Origin of the sequence: Mesorhizobium sp. M0292 (assembly GCF_040321695.1) — a bacterium.
Lineage (GTDB): Bacteria > Pseudomonadota > Alphaproteobacteria > Rhizobiales > Rhizobiaceae > Mesorhizobium.
In genome coordinates, this window is the sequence record NZ_JAMYSB010000007.1 from 91,511 (window position 1) to 115,179 (window position 23,669).

22 protein-coding genes are annotated in these 23,669 nt (G+C 63.2%); 10 read left to right on the forward strand and 12 right to left on the reverse strand.

The annotated features are described in order from the left end of the window. Positions 1 to 131 precede the first annotated feature (131 nt). Together NKI96_RS13505 and NKI96_RS13510 are read right to left on the reverse strand one after the other, a co-directional pair. Complete coding sequence (locus NKI96_RS13505; RefSeq protein ID WP_352595211.1) at positions 132 to 1,664, reverse strand: YifB family Mg chelatase-like AAA ATPase; 1,533 nt, start codon at positions 1,662 to 1,664, stop codon at positions 132 to 134. A gap of 250 nt (positions 1,665 to 1,914) precedes the next feature. After that, on the reverse strand, positions 1,915 to 2,979 hold the full coding sequence (locus NKI96_RS13510; protein WP_155921611.1) for a glycosyltransferase: 1,065 nt from the start codon (positions 2,977 to 2,979) through the stop codon (positions 1,915 to 1,917). 184 nt (positions 2,980 to 3,163) lie between these two features. Between NKI96_RS13510 and NKI96_RS13515 the strand changes: the two genes are divergently transcribed. Continuing rightward, complete coding sequence (locus NKI96_RS13515; RefSeq protein ID WP_023714454.1) at positions 3,164 to 4,237, forward strand: glycosyltransferase family 2 protein; 1,074 nt, start codon at positions 3,164 to 3,166, stop codon at positions 4,235 to 4,237. A 92-nt stretch (positions 4,238 to 4,329) separates the two neighbouring features. Here the strand turns inward: NKI96_RS13515 and gshB are convergent, their stop codons facing one another. The 3 genes from gshB to NKI96_RS13530 all read right to left on the reverse strand — a co-directional run bounded on the left by gshB (position 4,330) and on the right by NKI96_RS13530 (position 6,747). Beyond that, entirely contained in the window at positions 4,330 to 5,283 is a 954-nt protein-coding gene (gene gshB / locus NKI96_RS13520; RefSeq protein WP_352804770.1) for a glutathione synthase, read from the reverse strand. 80 nt (positions 5,284 to 5,363) lie between these two features. After that, positions 5,364 to 5,738 (reverse strand): GtrA family protein, encoded by a 375-nt coding sequence (locus NKI96_RS13525; protein ID WP_023681308.1) that lies wholly within the window; start codon positions 5,736 to 5,738, stop codon positions 5,364 to 5,366. A 4-nt stretch (positions 5,739 to 5,742) separates the two neighbouring features. Next, positions 5,743 to 6,747: a glycosyltransferase gene (locus tag NKI96_RS13530; protein ID WP_023673183.1), complete on the reverse strand. Its 1,005-nt coding sequence runs from the start codon at positions 6,745 to 6,747 to the stop codon at positions 5,743 to 5,745. Between the two features lie 124 nt (positions 6,748 to 6,871). Between NKI96_RS13530 and NKI96_RS13535 the strand changes: the two genes are divergently transcribed. From NKI96_RS13535 to NKI96_RS13570, 8 genes are all read left to right on the forward strand, one after another. Continuing rightward, on the forward strand, positions 6,872 to 8,671 hold the full coding sequence (locus tag NKI96_RS13535) for a GtrA family protein (RefSeq protein ID WP_352804772.1): 1,800 nt from the start codon (positions 6,872 to 6,874) through the stop codon (positions 8,669 to 8,671). A 100-nt stretch (positions 8,672 to 8,771) separates the two neighbouring features. Continuing rightward, complete coding sequence (locus NKI96_RS13540) at positions 8,772 to 10,121, forward strand: putative bifunctional diguanylate cyclase/phosphodiesterase (RefSeq protein WP_023681311.1); 1,350 nt, start codon at positions 8,772 to 8,774, stop codon at positions 10,119 to 10,121. Between the two features lie 169 nt (positions 10,122 to 10,290). Next, positions 10,291 to 11,058, forward strand: coding sequence for an SDR family NAD(P)-dependent oxidoreductase (locus NKI96_RS13545; RefSeq protein ID WP_023741333.1), 768 nt, complete (start codon positions 10,291 to 10,293; stop codon positions 11,056 to 11,058). A gap of 5 nt (positions 11,059 to 11,063) precedes the next feature. Further along, a complete protein-coding gene (locus tag NKI96_RS13550; RefSeq protein WP_031199008.1) occupies positions 11,064 to 12,008 on the forward strand; it encodes a 2-dehydro-3-deoxygalactonokinase in 945 nt (314 codons plus the stop codon). Positions 12,009 to 12,030: 22 nt separating this feature from the next. Beyond that, positions 12,031 to 12,672, forward strand: coding sequence for a 2-dehydro-3-deoxy-6-phosphogalactonate aldolase (locus tag NKI96_RS13555; RefSeq protein WP_352804774.1), 642 nt, complete (start codon positions 12,031 to 12,033; stop codon positions 12,670 to 12,672). After that, complete coding sequence (locus tag NKI96_RS13560) at positions 12,672 to 13,547, forward strand: SMP-30/gluconolactonase/LRE family protein (RefSeq protein WP_032886011.1); 876 nt, start codon at positions 12,672 to 12,674, stop codon at positions 13,545 to 13,547. Before NKI96_RS13555 ends, NKI96_RS13560 begins: the two co-directional genes overlap by 1 nt. Positions 13,548 to 13,642: 95 nt before the next feature. Continuing rightward, positions 13,643 to 14,704 (forward strand): D-alanine--D-alanine ligase family protein, encoded by a 1,062-nt coding sequence (locus NKI96_RS13565; RefSeq protein WP_352804776.1) that lies wholly within the window; start codon positions 13,643 to 13,645, stop codon positions 14,702 to 14,704. A 91-nt stretch (positions 14,705 to 14,795) separates the two neighbouring features. Then, complete coding sequence (locus tag NKI96_RS13570) at positions 14,796 to 16,049, forward strand: low temperature requirement protein A (RefSeq protein ID WP_352804778.1); 1,254 nt, start codon at positions 14,796 to 14,798, stop codon at positions 16,047 to 16,049. Between the two features lie 18 nt (positions 16,050 to 16,067). Here the strand turns inward: NKI96_RS13570 and NKI96_RS13575 are convergent, their stop codons facing one another. The 4 genes from NKI96_RS13575 to NKI96_RS13590 all read right to left on the reverse strand — a co-directional run bounded on the left by NKI96_RS13575 (position 16,068) and on the right by NKI96_RS13590 (position 18,407). Then, on the reverse strand, positions 16,068 to 16,355 hold the full coding sequence (locus tag NKI96_RS13575) for a DUF1330 domain-containing protein (protein WP_023681317.1): 288 nt from the start codon (positions 16,353 to 16,355) through the stop codon (positions 16,068 to 16,070). 13 nt (positions 16,356 to 16,368) lie between these two features. Beyond that, positions 16,369 to 17,082 carry an orotidine-5'-phosphate decarboxylase gene (gene pyrF / locus NKI96_RS13580; RefSeq protein ID WP_023696050.1) on the reverse strand — a complete coding sequence of 238 codons (714 nt, stop codon included), beginning with the start codon at positions 17,080 to 17,082 and terminating at the stop codon, positions 16,369 to 16,371. After that, the gene (locus NKI96_RS13585; RefSeq protein WP_023701964.1) at positions 17,079 to 17,675 is read right to left on the reverse strand and encodes an NADPH-dependent FMN reductase; all 597 of its coding nucleotides are present in this window, start codon (positions 17,673 to 17,675) and stop codon (positions 17,079 to 17,081) included. The genes pyrF and NKI96_RS13585 overlap by 4 nt, the downstream gene beginning before the upstream one ends. A 120-nt stretch (positions 17,676 to 17,795) precedes the next feature. Then, entirely contained in the window at positions 17,796 to 18,407 is a 612-nt protein-coding gene (locus tag NKI96_RS13590) for a LysE family translocator (RefSeq protein WP_352804780.1), read from the reverse strand. A 122-nt stretch (positions 18,408 to 18,529) separates the two neighbouring features. On the opposite strand from NKI96_RS13590, the gene NKI96_RS13595 reads away from it, so the two are divergent. After that, positions 18,530 to 19,438: a LysR family transcriptional regulator gene (locus NKI96_RS13595; RefSeq protein WP_352804783.1), complete on the forward strand. Its 909-nt coding sequence runs from the start codon at positions 18,530 to 18,532 to the stop codon at positions 19,436 to 19,438. 95 nt (positions 19,439 to 19,533) lie between these two features. Here NKI96_RS13595 and pmtA read toward each other — a convergent pair whose 3' ends face one another. The 3 genes from pmtA to dnaK all read right to left on the reverse strand — a co-directional run bounded on the left by pmtA (position 19,534) and on the right by dnaK (position 23,523). Further along, a complete protein-coding gene (gene pmtA / locus NKI96_RS13600) occupies positions 19,534 to 20,139 on the reverse strand; it encodes a phospholipid N-methyltransferase PmtA (RefSeq protein ID WP_023725310.1) in 606 nt (201 codons plus the stop codon). 117 nt (positions 20,140 to 20,256) lie between these two features. Beyond that, positions 20,257 to 21,387, reverse strand: coding sequence for a molecular chaperone DnaJ (dnaJ, locus tag NKI96_RS13605; RefSeq protein ID WP_023681322.1), 1,131 nt, complete (start codon positions 21,385 to 21,387; stop codon positions 20,257 to 20,259). Between the two features lie 219 nt (positions 21,388 to 21,606). Further along, positions 21,607 to 23,523 carry a molecular chaperone DnaK gene (gene dnaK / locus NKI96_RS13610; protein ID WP_023673200.1) on the reverse strand — a complete coding sequence of 639 codons (1,917 nt, stop codon included), beginning with the start codon at positions 23,521 to 23,523 and terminating at the stop codon, positions 21,607 to 21,609. Positions 23,524 to 23,669: the final 146 nt, after the last annotated feature.

A 23,669-nucleotide genomic window follows, 5' to 3' on the forward strand; every position in this document is an offset into this window, starting at 1 on the left:
CTCCCTTCGGACGACACTACAAGCAATGTCATTGCAGAGGCCCTTTCTCGGCTCGGCTCCAAAAAGATCGACCATTCTTCGGCGACCCCCACCCTGCCGCTTCGGGGCCACCTTCCCCTCAAGGAGGAGCGTTACGCCGCCTGCGCCACCCGCTCCGACATCATGCGGTAGGAAATCGCCTCGGCCAGGTGAATGCGGCCGACGGTTTCTCTCGCTTCGAGATCGGCCAGCGTGCGCGCCACTTTCAGCACCCGATGATAGGCGCGCGCGGAAAAGCCGAGCTTTTCGCTGGCGTCCTTCAACAGAGACAGGCCGGCGGCATCCGGCATCGCGATGTCCTCGATAACAGAAGGCGAGCAATGCGCGTTGGTGGTCGCGCTGGTCACGCCGAGCCGCTCGAACCGTTCGCGCTGGATGGTGCGGGCGCGCGCGACGCGCTGCGCAACGGCGGCACTTTTCTCCGCCCGATCCGGCCGGATCAGATCGGCGGCCGAAACCGCAGGCACCTCGATCCTGAGATCGATGCGGTCGAGCAGCGGGCCGGAAATGCGCGCCTGGTAGTCGGTGCGGCAGCGCTCACCGCGCAGGCAGCGATAGCCGGGCTCGCCGGCCATGCCGCAACGGCACGGGTTCATCGCCGCCACCAGCTGGATGCGCGCTGGATAGGTGACGCGGTGGTTGGCGCGCGCGATCATGCAGTCGCCGGTCTCCAGTGGCTGGCGCAGCGCATCCAAGGTCTGCGGCGTGAATTCGGGAAACTCGTCGAGGAACAGCACGCCGTTATGGGCAAGCGATACTTCGCCCGGCCGCGCCCTGATGCCGCCGCCGACCATTGCCGCCATCGAAGCCGAATGGTGCGGGGCGCGGAACGGCCGCCGGTCGGTGAGCTTGCCTTCGCCGAGCTCGCCGGCCACCGAGGCGATCATCGAGACTTCAAGAAGTTCCTTGGGCGCCAGTGGCGGCAGAATTGAAGGCAGCCTCTGCGCCAGCATCGATTTTCCCGAGCCGGGAGGCCCGACCATCAACAGATTGTGGCCGCCGGCCGCCGCCACTTCCAGCGCCCGCTTGGCGCTTTCCTGGCCCTTGATGTCTGAAAGGTCGGGCAGGTCGCGGGCCGAGACATGGATGCCGGGCTCGGGCCGCGACAGCACCTGCGTGCCGCGAAAATGATTGGCGATGGCAATCAGGCTGCGCGGCGCCAATATGTCGAAATCCTTGCCCGCCCAGGCCGCTTCCGGCCCGCAGCCGAACGGGCAGATCAGGCCCTTTCCCTCGGCATTGGCGCCGATCGCCGCCGGCAGCGCGCCGGCGACCGTGGCAATGGTGCCGTCGAGCGACAATTCTCCGAGCACGACATAGGAGGCCAGCATGTCGCCCGGAATGGCGCCGAGTGCAGCCATCAGGCCGAGCGCGATCGGCAGGTCGTAATGGCTCCCTTCCTTAGGAAGATCGGCAGGCGCCAGGTTGACCGTCACCTTCTTCGACGGCATCGACAGCCCCGACGCATGCAGTGCCGCCTGCACGCGCTCGCGGCTTTCGGCCACCGCCTTGTCGGCCAGCCCGACGATCTGCATGCCGACCTTGCCCGGCGCGATCATCACCTGGACATCGACCGGTACGGCCTCGATGCCCTGGAAAGCAACCGTGCGAACCCGCGCCACCATCTTGCTCTGCCCCCGGATATCGGCTCGCCTCGGCCTTGTGGTTCAGACCGCGAGCGACGTCAGGACAAGACAACCATAGATTTCAGGCCAAGGCAAGAACATTACAGGAACATGCATTCGTGGTGGCTGCAGCGCGCTGTGCCGGTTGCAAAAAAGGAAGATGGTCAAGCAAAATGGAACGGCTGCTCCGCCTCCTCGACCGCGTTTAACAAGGGCGACTAGGCCCTTCGGCGATCTGAGGGTGTTGCTTCTAAGCGGTGATGAAGGCATCGACCGAACCTGAAAGCGATCGATCGATCGCGACCTGCGGTGGAAGCCACTCCATGACAGGATATCTGAAAGGCCAAGGCAGGGCGATCCGGCGCGAAGAGCCGCTCTCCAGAAAAATCTCGTTTACAAGGTCTATGAACCGCCCGCGGTCTCGTTCGATTCGTTTCAAAGTTTGCGAACGAATGTAATCCCGGGGAATTCGTCGCTCCTTCAGCGCTAAGACAGCCTCCGCGATGGATCGAGGATCGGGTGGAACTGTGAGCGAATAGTCGTCATCCAGATAAAGGTCTCGGCCGCCATGGTTCGGCGTCGTGACCACTGGAAGGCCCGCGAGAAGATATTCCGTGCTGGCGAACATTGGTCCTTCCAGGTGAGAGAGACAGATTCCCACGGCTGCACGATTTAGATGCGTGTTCACCTGAGCCGGTGCCAATCGGACAGGCTTGCCGGTGCCGTCAAACTCGTTGATAAAGACGTGATGCGGCGCGAGCTCCCTATGCCGATTTATTCGCGCTCTTTCCGACTCCGTCGTGGAGGATCCGCTTGAATCTCGATAGAAGACAAATGCGCAACGCTGGATGCCAAGCGACAAGTCATGGCGCTTCCACGGAGCCAGCTGCGCATTGTAGATTGCATCAAATTCTACAGGGACGTCATCGAGAGGCCTGAATATGTGTTCGGAGGTTGTTGACGTCTTGTTGTGCAGGACGGCGGCCTCGCCGGACTGATTCAACAGATCAGCCTCGGCCTGAGTGTTGGATAGGAAGATTAGCGAGTGACGGGGGTTCTTGAGTCTATGCAGAACGGCATAGGTCCGGATGGTTTTGACGCTAGCACTGTTTTCGATGGACCAGGTTGGCGAGATGAGAAACCAGGCGCGGTGGCCGCGTGGAAGGAAAGGCATATGACTTGCTAATCCGAGCGGCGTACCGGACATTCCCGAATAGGATATGAACGGATCGTCCGACAGCAAACTGGCCTGAAGAGCAGGTTGCGACTTCGCGGAAGGGTGCCCTTTTCTGAGGTTGTGGCCATGACGCAGCATGGCTCTGACAATCTCGAATTTGGTAGGAGGGCGATACCCGTGCTGTAGGGTCAACATGCGGCAATTGCGATCTTGAGTGCGGAGAAAAACTCGCTTCGATAGAGAGAAATTTGGCAAAGAAACACCGCCATTTGATCGACGGAATATCTCAGGCGATCAAATCTGGTGTACGGAGAAGCGCCTCTTGAAAGAAAACATCGTCCCAAGCGGAGCTGGTTCTCACATCGCGCTACCAACCGTATCCGTTTGCGTAGGCTGTTTCAATCAAGAGGCATTCATCGACACTGCGATCCGATCCGTAGCGGCGCAGACATACACTGCGTTCGAATGCGTGGTGGTCGATGATTTTTCGACCGACGGTTCCCGCCGAAGGATTGAAGAGTGTCTGTCCCAGCTTGGCGACAGTCGTTTCCGCTTTCTGCCCCGACTGCAAAATGGCGGGCAGTTGACAGCAATGATGACCGGGCTTGACGCGACAGCCGGGCCCCTGATCTCCTTTCTTGACGGTGACGATGCTTGGCATCCTGACTTCATAGAATGCCATGTGAGAGCGCATCTCAGCCAAACCCGTATCGCGGCAATGTCGAGCTCCGATGAGGTGGTGATAGATACGGCCGGCAACCTGCTTGCGGGCGGTCATCCCGTATTCCACCTGAACGACCCGCGATCGATGCCGAAAATGAGCGGCTACCTGCATGTCGACACCGAAGCTGACCCGACATTATTATTTATTGATCGGGGTACCGTGGGTTGGTTTTGGTCAACCACATCGGGGATGATGTTTCGTCGAGCTCCGCTTGAAATCATGCGTCCATCCGATCCGGACGAAATAAGGATATGTGCCGATGGTTATATGGCTCGTGCCGCCCATATGATCGGCGGAACCGTGAGGATTGGGCGGGCTCTTGGCAGTTATCGGCTTCACGGCGGCAATGGCTGGGCGGACGGGCGCATCCTGGGTACCGGAGTTGGCCTCGGCAGGATGTCGCCTGATACTGAAATAGCGATACGGCGGGCACTGGCCAATCGTTGGTGCGAAGTGGCGCCGGGACTGGCGCATTTAATCTCCCGCCACTCAATGCGCAGGACCTTGGTCGACCTGATCGGACTGTCTGCGGCTTTTGCATTGCTGGAAAAGAACTCCGATGCGGGTTTTCTGCTGAAAGACTGGGCAACACCACAGCGAAAATTGCAGACCAGACTTATCGGTCTCCTTCCTCCGAAACTGAGGCCTCGGCGCTTCCGGGACATAGTTTGATTTGATGAGCCGCTTGCTCGGCAGTCTTACCCGATAAAGAGCATCTTTCGATGCTTCTCTGGACCCACCAAAGTCCTCCGTAGCAACGCACACTACGCGGCCAAATTCCGCCGCTTCGCCTCTACCGCGTCCCAGAACAGGCTGGCGATATCCGCGCCACCAAAGCGTTGCACTTCGCGCACGCCGGTTGGCGAGGTCACGTTGATCTCGGTCATGTAGTCGCCGATCACGTCGATGCCGACCAGGATGAAGCCGCGCTCTTTCAGCGACGGGCCGATGCGGGCGCAAATCTCGCGTTCGCGCTCCGTCAGCTCGGTCTTTTCGGCGCGGCCGCCGACATGCATGTTGGAGCGCGAGTCGTGGTCGGCCGGCACGCGGTTGATGGCGCCGACCGCTTCGCCGTCGATCAGGATGATGCGCTTGTCGCCCTTGCGCACGTCCTTGAGATAACGCTGAACGATATAGGGCTCGCGTGACAGCTGGGCGAACATTTCGAGCAGCGAGGCGAGGTTGCGGTCATCCTCCTTGAGATGGAAGATGCCGGCGCCGCCATTTCCGTAGAGCGGCTTGACGATGATGTCGCCGAACTCCTTGCGGAAGGCGGCGACCTCCTGGGGATCCTTGGTGATCAGCGTTTCCGGCATCAGATCGGGGAATTCGGTGACGAAGATCTTTTCCGGGCTGTTGCGCACCCAGGCCGGGTCGTTGACGACCAATGTCTTCGGGTGAATGCGCTCCAGAATATGCGTGGTGGTGATGTAATTCATGTCGAAGGGCGGATCCTGGCGCAGCAGGATCACATCCATCTCCGACAGGTCGGTGCGCACCTTGTCGCCCAGCGTATAATGATTGCCCTTCTCGTCGCGGAGCTTCATCTCTTCGATGCGGGCAAACACCTTGCCGCCCAGCATCGACAGCCGGTCGGGCGTGTAGTGGAACAATTGGTGGCCGCGCCGCTGCGCCTCCAGCGACAGCGCAAAGGACGTGTCGCCGGCGATCGAGACGGTGGAGACATGGTCCATCTGGACGGCGATCTTCAGGGGCATCTTCTGGTCTCCAGCGGGCTCTGTCGCCGATATACGGAACTTGGCGGCTTCTGCCAATCGCGCTTGCTTGGCCCAGACCTTTACCGGTCGAAGACCAGCCGGGAGTAACCGAGGAAGGACAGCGCCATGGCGACCAGCGAGGCGACGGCAAGTGCCGCCAGCGGCGGCATTGCCGGCAGCGCGAACAGGATGGCGCAGTAGACGAGATAGTTGACAATGCTGGTGGCGATACCGACGCCGCCATAGCGCGCGCCCTCCTGCGCCACGCCGCGGCTCGACGGCGAAAAGGTCAGGTGCCGGTTGATCTGCCAGGTGACGCACAGCGCAAAGCCGATCGACAGGACACGGGCGACGAAGGGACCGAGCGGCGTCACCGCCAAGAGCAGCCAGAGCACCGCGGCATCGGCGACGAAACCAACGCCGCCGGCCAGGACGAAGCGGGCGAGCCGGCTCACGGCCTCAGGCGGCCCGGGGCGTCTTGCCCGGTTCGGCCTTCGCTGTTTCGCTCGTGCGTTCGCGCCGTTCGACCCGGCCCGACGGGACGGAGAGATAGAAAATGCGCTTCTGCTCGGCGCGTCCGCGCGATACCGAATCGAGGATCAGTCCGGTCACCATCGCAAGCATCGACAAGAGCAGCAAGCCGACCGACAGCACCCAGGTCGGCATGCGCGGCACGAGGCCGGTCTGGGCGAATTCGATCAGCACCGGCGTCATCAGGGTAAGGCTCGATGCCAGGAAGAAAATGGCGAAGGCGCCGAAGAAGCGCAGCGGCTGCGTCTCCTTCATCAGCATGGCGAACATCCACAGGATCCTGGCGCCGTCGCGATAGGTCGACAGCTTCGACGACGATCCCTCAGGCCGGCGGCCATAATCGAGCGCGATCTCGCTCACCGGCAGTTTCAGCTGCGAGGCATGCACCGACATTTCGGTCTCGATCTCGAAGCCGCCGGAAACGGCGGGAAAGCTCTTGACGAAGCGCCTCGAGAAGACGCGGTAGCCGGAGAAGATGTCGGTGAAGTCGGCGCCGAACAGCCGCTTGTAGAGGCTATTGAAGATGCGGTTGCCGAAGGCATGGCCGGAACGGCCGGCATCGTCGGTGACGCCGCGCCTGGTGCCTACCACCATGTCGCAGCGCTCGGTCTGCAGGATGTTGATCAGCAGCGAGGCATCTTCCGGCGCATAGGTGCCGTCGCCATCGGCCATCAGATAGATGTCCGCATCGATGTCGGCGAACATGCGCCGCACGACATTGCCCTTGCCCTGGCGCGGCTCGCGGACGACGATGGCGCCCGCTGCGCGGGCCTTTAATGCCGTCAGGTCGCGCGAATTGTTGTCATAGACATAGATGTCGGCCGATGGCAGCGTCTCGCGAAAGCGCCGCACCACCTCGGCGATGGTCAGTTCCTCATTGTAGCAAGGCAGGAGCACGGCAATGGCCGGCTCATGGCGGACTTCGTGCGGCATTTCCGTCTCCCGACGCCCGGCGGAGCCTCCGGCCGCGCTCATATGCGGCCTCGCTCAGGCGACTTTACTATTTATTGAAGCTGTTAAGGCTAGGTTTAAGGCCGCAGTCTTTCCGACGAAGGTCATGATGATGAACGCAGCCAAGGCGGGTGCTTCCTCCTGGAAGTCCGATATGACGCTGGCGCTGCTTGCCATGCTGGTGGTGCTGGCGGTCAATGCCGCCACGGGCTTTCGCGAATTGAGCAATGCCGGCGGCGACAATGACAGCCTGCTGCGGCTGGTCGAGGTTCGCGACATGCTGGCCGGCCAGGGCTGGTTCGACCTGCATCAGTACAGGATGGGGCCGGAAGGCGGTTTCGTCATGCACTGGTCGCGGCTGGTCGACGCACCGCTCGCCGTCATCATCCTCGCCGCCTCGGCGCTGACCGGCAGCATGGCCATGGCCGAAGCGATCGCACAGGTGCTGTGGCCGTCGCTGCTGTTTTGCCTGGCGGTGTTTTTTTTAGCCCGTGCGGCACGCAGCTTCGCCGGCGTCGGCGCCGTGCTGCCCGCTATCGTCATCGGCGCGGCGGCGCTGCATTTCATCGGCATTTTCTTGCCGGGTGCGCTCGATCATCACAATGTCCAGCTGACGCTGACCATGGCCAGCCTCAGCCTGCTGCTCGAGGCGCCGGCGCGTCGCTGGGCGGCGCTGATTTCCGGGCTGTGTGCGGCCCTGACGCTGGCCGTCGGCATGGAAACCGCGCCCTATGTCGCCACCATCGGCGCCTGCATCGCCTTGCTGTTCGTCGTCGATCCCGGCGGCGAACGCCGGATCGCCAGGGATTTCGTTCTCGGCTTTGCCGGCGTTTCAGCCCTCGTCTTCGTCACCACCATCCCGCCATCGGCCATGGGCCAGCCGCAGTGCGATGCCTTCTCGGCTGTGCAGTTCGTGGTGGCGGCAATCGCCGGACTGGGGCTTGCCGCCGTGACGTCGCTCACGGTGTCCAATGGCACGGCCAGCCGCCGCCTGATCTCGCTTAGCCTGCTCGCGCTTGTGCTGGGCGCCGTCGTCGTGGCGCTGTTTCCGCAATGCCTTGCGGCTCCCTACGCAAACCTCGATCCGCGCCTCAAGGAATTGTGGCTCGATCACATTGACGAGGCGCAGTCGCTGTTCAGTATTGCCGCCAGCGAGCCGGCGTCGCTGGCGGCGCGCTATGTCACGCCGCTGGTGGCGATCGCGCTGATGGCGCTTCGCCTGCGCGGACCATGGCGCCGCCAGGACAGCCTCGTCGGCGCCTTGCTGGTCGGCGCCTTCATCGTCAGCGCCTGGCAGGTCCGCGGCTCGACATTCTCGATCGCCTTTGCCGTCATCCCGCTGTCGGCCTGGATCGCAAGCTGGCGCGAACGGGCGAGGATCAGCCCTGCGCGCAGCGTATCGCTGCGCATGGCGGCGGTCTGGGTGGTGTCGGTGAATGCCGTCTGGGCCGGTGCTGCCGCCGCGACGTCGAGCGTATTCGAGGCCAACAAGGTCTCGGTCGAGGCACAGGACACCGACAGCGATCCGTCCTGCGAGCGCAAGGCCTCCTTCGCGGCGTTGGCCCGGCTGCCGCACACCACGGTGCTTGCCATCTCCAATCTCGGTTCGCCCATCCTGGCCTATTCCGGGCACCGCGTCTTTGCCGGCCCCTATCATCGCAACATCGCCGGCGACCTGCTTGCGCTCGATGCCTTCCTCGGATCGGCGGACCAGGCGAGGATGATCGCGGCGGCTCATCACGTCGGCCTGGTGGCGCTCTGCCGCGGCAGCGCCGAAAGCAAGATGCTTGCCGCCAAGGCGCCGCAAGGCTTCCTGGCCGGGCTTATGCAGGGAAGCGTCCCCGATTGGCTCGAACCGGTGGCCGAAACGCGCGGAGACCCGGTCGAACTCTACCGCGTCCGCTAAAGCATCATTCGCCAGCGAAAAATCGATTTCGCGATACGCTTCCTAAACGCTTTGCTGCCAGTCTCAGCCTAAATTTCGGGCGTCACAAACAGGGATACCGATGCAAACGACGTTTGGCACCGGGCAGGCAAGCAGGGAAAACTCGGATCTGGCGTTCACCGATGCGCTGACCGGGCTTGGCAACCATCGCCGCTTCTTCGACAAGGTCGATCGCCTGATCAGCGACCGTGCGGACGATCCCGCGCCGTTCACGGTCGGCATTCTCGACCTCGACGGCTTCAAGCCGATCAACGATCTGTTCGGCCACAAGGCCGGCGACGACATATTGATCCAGGTGGCGATGCGGCTGCGCGCCTCGATGGACAGCCACTCTACGGTCTGCCGCATCGGCGCCGACGAATTCGCCTTCCTCTACCCGATGGTGTTCTCGGAGGAGGCGGCGGCCGAGAAGTCGCGCATGATGATCGAAATCCTGTCGGCGCCCTACGATGTCGGCGAACGCACCGCCAGGCTTTCGGCCTCGGTTGGCTGCTCGCTGTTTTATTCCGGCGACGAAACCACGGAAATCCTCGTCAACAAGGCCGAAACGGCGCTCTACCACGCCAAGCGTTCGGGCCGTGGCCGCGTCGTCGTCTACACCCGCGAAATGGAAGAGGCGGCCAAGCGCGTCACCCGCATCGAACAGGCGCTGCGCCGTGCCGTCTCGGCCGGTGAGGTCGAACCGCATTTCCAGCCCATCGTCGATTTGACCACCCGCCGCACCATCGGCTTCGAGACGCTGGCGCGCTGGACCGATCGCGACCTCGGCGTGGTGCCGCCGACCGTGTTCATCCCGATCGCCGAAGAGCGCGGCATCATCGGCCCGCTATCGCAGCTGGTGCTGCGCAAGGCGACCGAAGCGGCGCGCAGCTGGCCGAAGGACCTGTTCCTGTCCTTCAACCTGTCGCCCTCGCAGCTCGTCGACCAGAACACTGGCCTGCACATATTGTCGATCCTCGACCGCACCGGCTTCGATCCGCGACGGCTGGAGATCGAGATCACCGAAACCGGCCTGATGAACGATCCGGCCTCGGCCGAGAAGATCGTCGAGGACCTGCGTCGCGTCGGCATCCGCGTCTCGCTCGACGATTTCGGCACCGGCCAGTCCTCGCTCGGCCGCTTGCGCGAATTCCATTTCGACAAGCTCAAGATCGACCGCGCCTTCGTCTCCTCGATCCTCGACGACCGACCGTCGGAACACATCATCCGCGCCATTCTGGCCATGTGTGAAGGGCTCGGCATGGATGTCGTCGCCGAAGGCATCGAGGAGGAGGCGCAGGCCGACCGCCTCGTCCAGTTCGGCTGCGCCGGCGGCCAGGGCTATCTCTTCGGCAAACCGGTCGACGCCGACGCCACGCTCGGCTACCTCCGCGATTCCTATCGCGGCGCCCTCTACGCCAAGGCAGTCTGACCGGCGGTCTGGCCTGCGTCGAGCAAGTCAGCGGCGCGAGCCAAGATCGACTGTGGCCGCCATCTTGCGGCCTTTTGTCTGACATAAGCCAATCAAATCGCCGTTTTCGCCCTTGCTCCCCGGACTTGGCTGGATAGGATGCGCGCCGACCGGACCGGGAGATGAAGATATGATGCCATCGGCCGATTTTGCCGACCTCAGGGGAGCCTCGGTGCTGATCACCGGCGGCGGTTCCGGAATTGGTGCGGCACTGACCGAGGGCTTCGTTCGCCAAGGCGCCCATGTCGCCTTCATCGACATCGCCGATGGCCCAAGCACGCTGCTTGCCGACCGCGTCGAAAAAGAACTTGGCCGGCGACCGCTCTACCTCAAGACCGATTTGCGCGACGTCGAGGCGTTGCGCGCTTCGGCCGCCAAAGCGGCTGAGGCGCATGGCGACGTCACCGTGCTGGTCAACAATGCCGCATGGGACGAACGCCACGACGTCGCCGACGTTACCGTCGAGTTCTGGGACAACAATCTCGCCGTCAATCTGCGCCCGCATTTCTTCACCGCACAGGCGGTGGCGCCGGGCATGAAGCGGGCCGGCGGCGGGTCGATCATCAACTTCACCTCGACCTCCTATCTGATCAACCATCCTGATATGCCGGCCTACACCGCCGCCAAGGCCGGCATTCTGGGCCTCACCAAGGGGCTGGCCGGCAAGCTTGGCGTCGACGGCATTCGCGTCAACGCCGTTGCGCCGGGCTGGGTGATCACCGACCGGCAAAGGGAACTCTGGGTCACCGAGGAGAGGCTCGCCGCCCATGTCGCCAAGCAATGCATCAAGCAGGTCATGCAGCCCGACGACATCGTCGGCACGGTGCTGTTCCTGGCCTCCGACGCCTCGCGTATGCTGACGGCGCAGATGTTGATCGTCGACGGGGGTTTCCTGTGAGCCCGGTGAATCAAAATCCGGCAAAAGGCACGCCAGCAGTCGCCGCCGTCGACTGGGGCACGACCCGCATGCGGGTCTGGCTGGTCGACGAGGCGGGCGGGGTGCTTGCCGAGCGTCGCGGCGATGATGGGTTGATCACCGCGCAGCAAAAAGGCTTTTCGACCATCCTCGAGGGCCATCTGGCGGCGCTCGGCGCACCTGACACACTGCCGGTCATCATCTGCGGCATGGCCGGCTCGCGCCAGGGTTGGCTGGAAGCGCCTTACGTCACCGTGCCGGCGCCGCTCAGTGCCATCCTCGCGGGGGCCGCCCGCATTCCCGGCCAGAGCCGCGACATCCGCATCGTGCCTGGCCTGGCGCAGCGCCTGGAAGATGCGCCGGACGTAATGCGCGGCGAGGAAACCCAGCTTGCCGGCGCCGGTTTGCCGGCAAAAGGTCGCCATCTCGTCTGCATGCCCGGCACCCATTCGAAGTGGGTTCTGGTTGAAGACGGCGCGGTCGACGGCTTCTGCACCTGGCCGACCGGCGAGCTGTTTTCGGTGCTGGCCACTCACTCGATCCTGCGCCATTCGCTGGGCGAGAGCCCGAAGCCGGTCATTCCGGACAATCCGTTCTTCCAGGAATGGTGCCGCAAGGCTTTGGCCGAGGGCGGCGATGTCACCTCGCGGCTGTTCTCGATCCGCGCCGCCGGCCTGCTGCAGAACCTCAAGGCCGACGATGCCGCCGCTTGCCTGTCCGGCCTGCTGATCGGCGGCGAGATCGCCTCGGCGGGCCGCCGCTATGGCGAAAGCACCACCGCAATCGTGCTGGTTGCGTCCGGCTCGCTAGCAGCCCTCTACCGCCAGGCGCTAGACCTTGCAGGGCTTGCCGTCAGGACGGTCGACGCCGACGAGGCGGTGCGTGCCGGCCTTATCGAGGCAGCGCGGGAAAATGGCATGATCGCCAAATGACTCACCAGAGTGGAGTGACAGCGTGACCCAGACCGCCCCCTTCCCGAAGCTCAAGCGTGGTCTTGTCGCCATTCTGCGCGGCCTCAAACCCAGCGAGGCGGTTGCCATCGGCCAGGCGCTGTTTGACGCCGGCATCGAAGCCATCGAGGTGCCGCTCAATTCGCCGGAGCCGTTTTCATCGATCGCCAGCATTGTCACCGCTTTGCCCAAGACAACGCTGGTCGGCGCCGGCACGGTGCTGACTTCAGCCGATGTCGACACCTTGGCCAAGGCCGGCGGGCGGCTGCTGGTCAGCCCCAACATCGATGCCGACGTCATGGCCCGCGCCATGCACCATGGCATGGTGACGATGCCAGGCGTGTTCACCCCCACCGAAGCTTTTCAGGCGATTAGGCTTGGGGCTTCGGCGCTCAAATTCTTCCCGGCAAGCGTGCTCGGGCCTAGCGGCATTTCGGCCATGCGGGCCGTGCTGCCGGCCGATACCGTGGTCGGCGCCGTCGGCGGCGTTTTCGACAAAGACTTTGCCGGCTACAAAGCCGCTGGGGTGACTGCTTTTGGTCTTGGCTCCAGCCTGTTCAAACCCGGCATCAGCGTCGACGAGGTGGCCTCGCGCGCGCAGGCGGCGGTGACGGCCTGGGATGCGGCCTTCGGCGGAGCGGCATGATGGACAAGGTTTCGGTTTTTTCGGACCATGTCTGTGAACTCGGCGAGGGGCCGAGCTACGATCCCGCCACCGACACGCTGTTCTGGTTCGACATCGTCAACGGGCTTTTGCTGGAGCAGGGTGTCACGTCCAGCGCGCGGAAGGTCCATGAGCTCGGCCAGATGGCCAGCGCCATCGCCATTATCGACGACAATCGCCAGCTCATCGCCACCGAGACCGGCCTGCATGTCCGCGACGTCTCGACCGGCAAGCTGACGCTGCATACGCCTATCGAGGCCGACAATGCGCTGACCCGCTCCAACGATTCGCGCGTCCATCCGTGCGGCGCCTTCTGGGTCGGCACGATGGGCAAGGGTGAGGAGAAGGGCGCCGGCGCCATCTACTGGTTCTTCAAGGGCGAATTGCGCACGCTTTACACCGGCATCACAGTATCGAATTCGATCTGTTTTTCCGAAGACGGCTCGATTGCCTATTACACCGATACCTCGACCGGCCTCTTGATGCGGGTCGCCTGCGATCCGGCGACTGGCCTGCCGGTCGGCGAGTCCAAAGTGTTCGTCGACCATCGCTCGTCCAAGGGCTTTGTCGACGGCTCGGTCGTTGATCGCGACGGCGTGCTGTGGAACGCCGTCTGGGGCGGCAAGGCGGTCAAGGCCTATTCGCCAGATGGCACATTGTTGCGCGAAATTGCCGTGCCGGCGGGGCAGTCCTCGTGCCCGGCCTTTGTCGGGGCCAAGGCCGGTCGGCTGGCGGTGACCTCGGCCTGGAAAGGCAAGGACGACAAGCAGCGCAAGCTCGACCCACAGGCCGGCATGACCTTCCTGCTCGACATCCCCGTCAACGGCCGCTTCGAGCCGCGCGTGGTCATCGCCTGAGCGCTGTCGCGCAGGCGTCCGGCTCGGTCGGTTTCGCGCAAGTCTGAAGCAGGGGCCATGCCATGGTGGGACAACACCACCGAAGGTCCTGATCCATGCCGCGCCCGACCCTGATCCTCGTCCATGAGCCGGAAAAGGCCTGTCTCGACCGGCTGGTCGCCGACGGCTTTCCCGCCGAGCGCGCCCTGGAAATCTCGTCCTATCTGGCGCAATCGACCGATCTCGCGCCCGAATTCGATGAAATCACCGCCGCTTGCGGGCGGCGCGGCCTCGCCTTCATGCCGGTTGCACTCGACGATGCGTCAAGCGCGCTGGCGAAGGCCGATCCCGCAACCACGCTTGTCTGGACGCTGACCGACGGCATTGCCTATTTCCGCGGTGCTGCAGCGCCCGCACTTGCCAGGCTGAATGGGCTTAGAACCATCGGAGCCGACGATGCGCTGTTCGCGCTTTGCCAGGACAAGTTCCGCTCCGGCGCCGTGCTTTGCGCGCTCGGCCTGCCGGCGCCGCAGGCAGGCCTGGCCCGCGACGGCCGCTGGCTGACCGCCCCGCCAGCTTCGGAAGCCGGCTGGTTCGTCAAGCCGAACCGGCTCGGCTCCAAGGTAGGCATCTGGCCGGATTCACGCTGCAACGACCTGGCCCATGCGCTGGAGCTTAGCCGGCGGGTCTATGCCGCTTATCGCGACGATGTCGTCGTCCAGCCCTATGTCGGCGGTCGCAATGTCCGCGCCAGCTTCCTTGGGCTGCAAACGGATGCCGGGGCGGAAGCGCTCGGCATTGCGTTCGTCGACTCCGGCGGCGATTTCCAGACCATGGCGGACTCGATGGCGCTCTACGGCGACACCGGCGAGGCCGCCAAGGCGGCTGGACTATACAGCGAGCCGGTGCTGGAGGCGGTTGCCGACACCCAGCCGGCAGCCGCGGCAACCATCCGCCGCATCGCCGAGCGGCTGGTCAGCGGACTTGGCCTGCGCGACGTGTTTTCCATCGATTTCAGGGTCGAGGCCACCGATCATGCCCACCTCATCGAGTTCGAAGTCTGTCCCGGCCTGCCCTGCTTCGATTTCCGCGCCTATTGCCGGCTGCAATGGAGCATGACGCTGGCCGATGCGGTTGCCGAGACGGCGGCGAACCGACTGAACCGACAGGCGATCTGAAAGGCCGCGGGGACCGGCACGACCTACCGCGCCTTGACGGCTTTTGCTCCACCTTTAGTGTCGCGGGACAGTCCTCAGGCAAGGCCGCGCGATGAGCACACCAGCAAGCTCCCTCCATCATCACATAAGGCGCATGGCCGGGCGCGATCCGCATGAGGCGCATCGCGTCGCCACGCCGCTCGAGCTGCTGTTCGATCTGACCTTCGTCACCGCCTTCAGCCTTGCCTCGTCGCAACTGGCGCATGCCTTGGCCGAGGGCCACTACGCGGCGGCGCTGATCGGCTTCGGCTTTGCCAGCTTCGCGATCTGCTGGGCGTGGATCAATTTCTCCTGGTTTTCCTCCGCCTATGACACCGACGATTGGATCTTCCGCCTCGTCACCATGGTGCAGATGATCGGCGTGCTGGTGCTGGCCATCGGCCTGCCGCGCATGTTCGCCTCGATCGAGCATGGCGAACACCTCAACAATTCGGTCATGGTGCTGGGCTACGTCATCATGCGCGTCGCCATGATCTTCCAATGGCTGCGCGCGGCGCGGCAGGACCTTGGGCGGCGGCGTGCCTGTCTCACCTATGCCATCGCCATCGCGATCGCCCAGATCGGCTGGGTGGTGCAGATCCTCGTCGATTTCTCGCTGGCGACGAGCCTGGCTTTCGGCGCGGTCCTGCTTCTCATCGAGCTTGCCGGACCGGTCATCGCCGAACGCCGGGATGGCGGCACGCCCTGGCACGCGCATCACGTCGCCGAGCGCTACAGCCTGTTCGCCATCATCGCGCTGGGCGAAGGGGTGGTCGGCACGCTGGCGACGCTGTCGGCCGCGGTCGAGGAGCAGGGCTGGAACCTCGATGCCGCCTTGATCGGCATTGCCGGAATGGGTCTCACCTTCGGCATGTGGTGGGTCTACTACATGCTGCCCTCGGGGACGGTGCTGCACCAGCACCGCAATCGCTCTTTTGTCTGGGGCTATGGCCAGATGCTGATCGTGGCGGCCATCGTCGCCACCGGCGCCGGGCTGCATGTCGCGGCCTATTTCATCGAGCACAAGACCCATAACGGCCCGGTAGCGACCCTGCTGTCAGTCGCCATTCCGCTAGGCGTGTTCCTGGGGGCGATCTATGCGCTGTATTATTATCTCGTCCAGCGCTTCGATCCCCTCCACGTCTGGCTGCTGGCGGGAACGGCTGCGGTCGTCGCACTTGCCATCATCGCCGCCCTTGCCGGCGTCGACATGGCGGTCTGCCTCATCTTACTGACGCTAGCGCCGGCCGTCACCGTTGTCGGCTATGAGCTGTCGGGGCACCGCCATCAACTGGAGGTGCTGGCGCAGGAGGAAGCGCCGCACTGAGCAGAGCAGCTTCGCGCGTCAGATACCCTCGACCAGCACGATCTCGCCATCGGCCACTTTCTGACGGATGGCGACGGCGCGTTGGTATTCCGGCGAGTGGTAGCAGTCATGCGCCGCGCTGAGCGATTCGAACTCGATAATGACATTGCGGGCGCGGCCAGGCCCCTCGGCCTTTTCATGCTCACCGCCACGGGCAAGGAACTTCACGTCGAAACGGTCGAAAGCGAGCTTGGCGGCAGCGACATAGTCCTTGTAGCCTTCGGCGTCGCGCACATCGACGCGGGCTATCCAGTATCCCTTGGGCATTTTCTTCTCCTCGTTACGCGGCGCGCATCTCTTCCAGTATGGCTTCCGCCGCCGCGCGCCTGTCGCTTGCCGCCACGATTGGCCGGCCCACAACAAGATGGCTGGAGCCGTTGCGGATCGCCTGGCCGGGCGTCACCACGCGTTTCTGGTCACCATGGTCGCTGCCCTTGGGCCGTATCCCCGGCGTCACCACCGCCAGGTCGGGTCCGACGATGCGGCGCACCGCTTCCGCCTCCTCGGCCGAGCAGACGACGCCGCCCATGCCGGCATGCAGCGCCTGTTCGGCGCGCCTCAGCACCAGCGTGTGCGGGTCATATTCATAGCCGGCGTCGATCACGTCCTGCTCGTCCATCGAGGTCAGCACGCTGACCGCCAGCAGGCACAGGTCGCTGCCCCTGGCGGCCTCCACCGCGGCCCGCATCGCCTTGGGATAGGCGTGGATGGTCAGCATGGTCATGCCCATGCGCACGATGTTCTCGACACCCTTGGCCACCGTGTGGTCGATGTCGAGCAGCTTCATGTCGAGGAAGATTTTCGTGCCGCCGCTGGCCAACTCCCTGGCGAAGTCGAGCCCGCCGGCGAAGGCCAGCTGATAGCCGATCTTGTAGAAGGAGACGACGCCGTCGAGTTCGCGCACCGCCTGTTCGGCCTCTTTCACCGTCGGCACGTCGAGGCCGACGATCAGCCTGTCTCTCATGGTATGGGCCTGCATGGCTGTGGAAATCATGCCCCGGTCCGAGTCGATAGCATGCGCGAGGTTTCGATCAGCGTGCGGCATAGGTGCTCCATCGATTTGGTCAGTCTATCATCCCTGAAATTGCCGTCGCCGTCGAAGGCACTGCCGCCATCGGATACCGAGCATTCCGGCGTCACCATCTCCAGCTGGCAGCGCACCAGCACGGCGCGCAGATGGTTGATGCAGCGGATCCCGGCGAAATGTCCGTTCGAAGACGAGCACAGGCCGGCGACCTTGCCGACAAATGGCCTCACCGGCCAGCCGCCATCGAGGCGCACCCGGCTTACCCAGTCGATCGTGTTCTTGAGCAGTGGCGGGATCGAGCCATTATATTCCGGCGTCGCGATCAGCAGCCCGTCATGGGCGGCGATCAGCCGGCCGAGCTTCACGGCGTTGTCGGGAACGCCTTTTTCCTTTTCGAGGTCCTCGTCGATGATCGGCAGCGGATAGTCGGCCAGCGAAATGCGCGTCACCTCGGCGCCTTGCATGGCCAGCTCCTTCTGCGCCACATCGGCGGTCCTGCCGCTGAAGGCGCCGCTGCGCACCGAGCCGGCGAAGACGAGGATTTTCGCGATCACAGCCATTGGCCACTCTTGTTCCCGGACAGGTACAGCCAGAGGCTGCGCAAATCAACGCACTGGCTCAAAAAACGGAAACGATCGGGGGGCAGGCGCGCGAAGGTGTGCCGAGCAGCTGGGCTATTGCTAGTGGGTGACCGCAATTCTTGCACTCAGCGCGATGAGTGCAACTCCGAGCAAGGCATCTATCGGCCTGCGGACGCTGCCATATACCGACCGAACCCTTCTTGTGGAGAACATTAGCGCGACAAGCCCAAACCACGCCATCGCGACCAGCCCGATTATGGCCAGCGACACTGCCTGGACCCAGATCGGAGCCTGCATCGGCAATACCGATATGAACAGGCTCGCGAAGAACGCGGCCGTCTTCGGATTTGTAATTCCGACAACGAATCCGCTTCGCCAAGGAGCCGTGGTCTCTGCGCCACCGACGGCCAGCGGTGGCCGCGCCTGCCAAGCCGACAAAAGGATCTTGCTGCCCAGGTAACCGAGATACACGGCACCGGCGATCCGGACGGCAAGGTGAGCCCATGCAATCTGCGTCAGTACGAGGCCCAGGCCACACATCGCGAGAGCCGCCCACACCATGATCGCTGTGGCAATGCCAAGCGCCACATGGAACCCCGCGCGACGGCTGATCAGCGCATGGGAAGTCACGGCTACAAAATCGGGTCCCGGGCTCATGGCGCCGAGCAGGAACACTGAAGCAAGTGTCAGGAATTGCGGAAGGTAGCTCATGCGAAGCTCCAATTTCAGGCTCGTCGTACCGCACGCCTGCATGCCGGAGAGGCCAGGAAAGCCGCTCGCCGATTTCGAGGGTCGTTTCCCTCACCTTCACAAAACCTACAGCGCTCTTTAATATGAGCGAAATGAAAGATATTTCGGCAGCCATGAACAAAGCTAATATCAACATCACGATGGTGCGCGTCCTGACATCGCTCAGCGAGACGCGCAGCTTCACCAAAACCGCCGAGCGGCTCTGTCTTTCTCAATCGGCCATAAGCCATGCAATGAAGGCGCTGGAGGAGATCGTTGGCGCGCCCCTCGTCATACGTGATCGGCGCGGTGTCGCTTTCACCGCAACCGGCGAGGCGGCTTTGGACGCGGCGCGCGCCGCTTTGCATGCTTTAGGCCGTCTTGTCGGCCTACGGGAACACTCCATCAAAGGCAGAGTACGGCTCGCGCTGGTCAGCAGCGCCTCGGTAAAGATTGCTCCATATGCGTTGAACATTACTTCCGTCCGGCACCCGGAGCTTGCTGTCGAACTGCTCTTGGGCACGGATACCGAGGTGGCGGAGTGGGTCGATCGCGGTGCCGCCGATATTGGACTGTCCTACATCGCCGGCATTTGCCAAGCCGAGGAACTTGTCGACGACGAACTCTTTGTGGCGTCATCGCAAAAGAACTCAGTCCAAGGCGGGTCATTTCCGATCCGCGCTCTCGACGGCCAGCCATTCATTATGTCGAGCGGCGGCTGCGGACCAATGCTTGCCGAATTGTTCCAGGATTTTGGCGTTGCGCCAGTTGTCATCCTGTCGGCGAGCGATATGGCGGCGCTGCTTGCTCTGGTTGGGGCCGGGCGCGGTTTGTCGATTGCGCCAGGCCTGGCGTTTCCGGCCGATTGGCAGCGAACCGTCGCGAGGCGTCCTCTTGAGCCGCGTGCGCGTCGGCCTCTGCTGCTTCTGTTCTCCAGCAGCGCCGAAGCAACGGCCGTGCGGGCCATGTGCGCGGCGATCAGAGAGGTCGCCACGAGTTTGCGAGGCGGATAACAGTCAAGGATGTGGATCGACCCTCAATCGAGCTTCCTTCGGGAGACGTCGATCCTTTACAAGGCGCCAGAGACTTCTCCCGCCCCCAATACCAGCTAATGCGCTTCGCGCCGGTAGATCCACAGCTGCGTCGGCGGGATGTTGCGGAAGATGAAGTCGAAATGCTTGACCGTGTAATTGCCGCGGCCGGGCGGGATCGGCGACAACGGCCCATAGGTCAGCTGCACGATCGGCCGTCCAACCGGGATGCGGTCTAGCAGGCTTTCAATATAGGCGATCCGCTGTGCGACCGGAAAATTGAGCAGCGGCACGCCGGAGACGACGGAATCGAAAATCATCCCGCTCTTCTCCCCAAGCGTGGCGTTGAGATTGAAGGCATCACCCTCGATGACGTTGACGCCGGGATAGAGCTGGCGCAGATGGCGCACGAAATCGGTGGAATATTCGACCGCGTAGAGGTTTTCGGGCTTAACGCCCTGGGCGAGGATTGCACGCGTGATGACGCCTGTGCCGGGGCCGACTTCAAGCACCGGCAGGCCAGACTTCGGATTGACGATGGAAGCCATCTTGCGGGCGGTGACGGAGCTTGTCGGCACGATCGAACCGACCGACTTCGGCTTGTCGATCCAGCCTTTGAAGAATTTGAGTTCGTCGTCGAACTTTTCCGCCAGCGCCTTCCGCAATCCCGGACCACGTGCCATGCAAGTTCTCCTCAACACTCCCCGAACGCTACTTAGCAGCTAACAGGTCCAAGGCAAGGCGCGATCTGGCATAAGATGTTGATGACGTTCGGGAAGCGTGGCGGCCTTGGTTTGGGTTCAGTGCTCGCCGAAGGATTCGAAAAAGTCCTTCATGCGGGCGAAAAAGCCGCTCGACTGGGGCGAATTGTCCTTCGACGACAGCTGCTCGAACTCTTCCAGCAGCTCGCGCTGGCGGCGCGACAGGTTTTGCGGCGTTTCGACCGCGGTCTGGATATAGAGGTCGCCGACATTGGGCTGACGCAGCACCGGCATGCCCTTGCCCTTGAGGCGGAACTGGCGGCCGTTCTGCGTGCCTTCGGTCACTTTCACCTTGGTCTGACTGCCGTCCAGCGTCGTCACCTCGAACGAGCCGCCAAGGGCGGCCGTCGTCATCGATATCGGCACCTTGCAGTAGAGATCGGCGCCGTCGCGCTGGAAGAATTCATGCGGCTTCACGGCCAGGAAAATATAGAGGTCGCCCGATGGGCCGCCGCGCAGGCCCGCCTCGCCCTCATTGGCAAGCCGGATGCGGGTGCCGTCCTCGATGCCGGCCGGGATATTGACCGACAGCGAGCGTTCCTCGGTGACGCGGCCCTGGCCGGCGCATTTCGGGCACGGGTCCTTGATCGTCTGGCCGCGGCCTTGGCATTGCGGGCAGGTACGCTCGATCGAGAAGAAGCCTTGCGTCGCTCGTACCTTGCCGTGGCCATGGCACATCGAGCAGGTCACCGGCTGGGTGCCGGGCTTGGCGCCTGTCCCGGAGCATTCCGTGCATGAGATCGAGGCCGGCACGCGGATTTGCGCGGTCTTGCCGGCAAACGCTTCTTCCAGCGTGATTTCCATATTGTAGCGCAAATCGGCGCCGCGTTCGCGGCCGCCCGACGAGCGGCGCTGGCGCCCGCCCATCATGTCGCCGAAAATATCTTCGAAAATGTCGGCGAAGCCGCCGGCGCCAAAACCTTGCGCGCCGCCATTCATGCCGCCCTGCTCGAAGGCGGCGTGACCGAAACGGTCATAGGCCGCGCGCTTCTGCGGGTCCTTCAGCGTTTCGTAGGCTTCGTTGATTTCCTTGAACTTGTGCTCGCAGGAGTGATCGCCGGGATTGCGGTCGGGATGGAACTGCATGGCCAGCTTGCGGAAAGCGCTCTTGAGCTCCTTCTCGTCGGCGCCCTTTTGCACGCCCAGCGTCTCGTAGAAATCAGCTTTCATCTTTTCCCGCAGTCCGGATGCTCAACGTCTTGATGCATGTTGCGTCGTTTGCCGGCACGTTGTCTCGATTTAGGAGCGGTGATGCCCGGATGCTAGGGCCGGCGCGCTTGTGCCTGTGTTTTTCAGTGACTTTTTCGGCGAGGCCCGCACTTTTTCAGCGAGGGTTGCAAAAAAGCCCGGCTTTGCGCCGGGCTTTCCGCTTTATTTGCCGTCAACCGGTCAGGCCGACTTCTTCTTCTCGTCGTTTTCGTCGATTTCCTCGAAATCGGCGTCGACCACGTCGCTATCCTTGGCCGCGTCCGCCTTGGCGTCGGCTTCCGCCGCTTCCTTCTGCGAAGCTTCGTACATGGCCTGGCCGAGCTTCATGGATGCTTCGGCAAGCGTCTGCGACTTGGCCTCGATGTCGGCGGCATCGTCGCCTTCGGCAGCAGCCTTCAGCGCCGTGATAGCCTCCGATATCGCCGTGCGCTCGGTTTCCGAAACCTTGTCGCCATATTCCTTCAGCGACTTCTCGGAGGAGTGCACCAGCGCCTCGGCCTGGTTGCGGGCCTCGACCAAAGCACGCCGCTGCTTGTCGGTCTCGGCATTGGCTTCGGCGTCCTTGACCATCTTCTCGATGTCGGCGTCCGAAAGGCCACCAGAGGCCTGGATGCGGATCTGGTGCTCCTTGCCGGTGCCCTTGTCCTTGGCCGAAACGTTGACGATGCCGTTGGCGTCGATGTCGAAAGTGACCTCGATCTGCGGCACGCCGCGCGGCGCCGGCGGAATGCCGACCAGGTCGAACTGGCCGAGCGCCTTGTTGTCGGCAGCCATTTCACGCTCGCCCTGGAAGACGCGGATGGTCACGGCCGACTGACTGTCTTCAGCGGTCGAGAACACCTGGCTCTTCTTGGTCGGGATGGTCGTGTTGCGTTCGATCAGGCGGGTGAACACGCCACCCAGCGTCTCGATGCCGAGCGACAGCGGCGTCACGTCGAGCAGCAGCACGTCCTTCACGTCGCCCTGCAGCACGCCGGCCTGGATGGCGGCGCCCAAAGCGACGACTTCATCCGGGTTGACGCCCTTGTGCGGCTCCTTGCCGAAGAACTGCTTCACGATCTCCTGGATCTTGGGCATGCGGGTCATGCCGCCGACCAGGACCACTTCGTCGATCTCGCCAGCCTTCAGCCCGGCATCCTTGAGCGCCGCCTTGCAGGGCTCGATGGTGCGCTGGACGAGATCGTCGACCAGCTGCTCGAACTTGGCACGGGTCAGCTTCAGCGTCAGGTGCTTGGGGCCGGTCGCGTCGGCGGTGATGAAGGGCAGGTTGATTTCCGTCTGCGTCGTCGACGACAGCTCGATCTTGGCCTTTTCAGCCGCCTCCTTGAGGCGCTGCAGCGCAAGCTTGTCGTTCTTCAGGTCGATGCCCTGTTCCTTCTTGAACTCGGCCGCCAGGTATTCGACGAGACGCATGTCGAAATCCTCGCCGCCGAGGAAGGTGTCGCCATTGGTCGACTTCACTTCGAACACGCCGTCGCCGATTTCGAGCACCGAAATGTCGAACGTGCCGCCGCCAAGGTCATAGACGGCAATGGTCTTGCCATCCTTCTTGTCGAGGCCGTAGGCAAGTGCTGCAGCCGTCGGCTCGTTGATGATGCGCAGCACCTCAAGGCCGGCGATCTTGCCGGCGTCCTTGGTGGCCTGGCGCTGGGCGTCATTGAAATAGGCCGGAACGGTGATGACCGCCTTCTCGACCTTCTCGCCGAGATAGGCCTCCGCCGTTTCCTTCATCTTCTGCAGGATCATGGCCGAGATCTGGCTGGGCGACTGCTTCTTGCCGCCGGCCTCGACCCAGGCATCGCCATTGTCGCCCTTGACGATCTTGTAGGGGACAAGCTTCTTGTCCTTCTCCGTCACCGGGTCGTCATAGCGGCGGCCGATCAGGCGCTTGACCGCAAAGATGGTGTTTTCAGGATTGGTGACCGCCTGGCGCTTGGCCGGCTGGCCGACGAGACGTTCGCCGTCGCCCGAGATGGCGACGATGGAAGGCGTCGTGCGCGCGCCTTCCGCATTTTCAATGACCTTGGGCTCCTTGCCATCCATGATGGCGATGCAGGAGTTGGTGGTGCCGAGATCGATACCGATTACTTTTGCCATTTTTCTAGTCTCTCCGCTAAGCAGGCTCTCAGGACCCGTAAGGCGTTCCGACGAAAGCCCCTGTTCACAAGAAATTCCGCTCCGGCAACCGGCATTCCGGCACTGGGCGGCTTGGCGCGTATATAAGAACAGGCGGCATCGGGCGC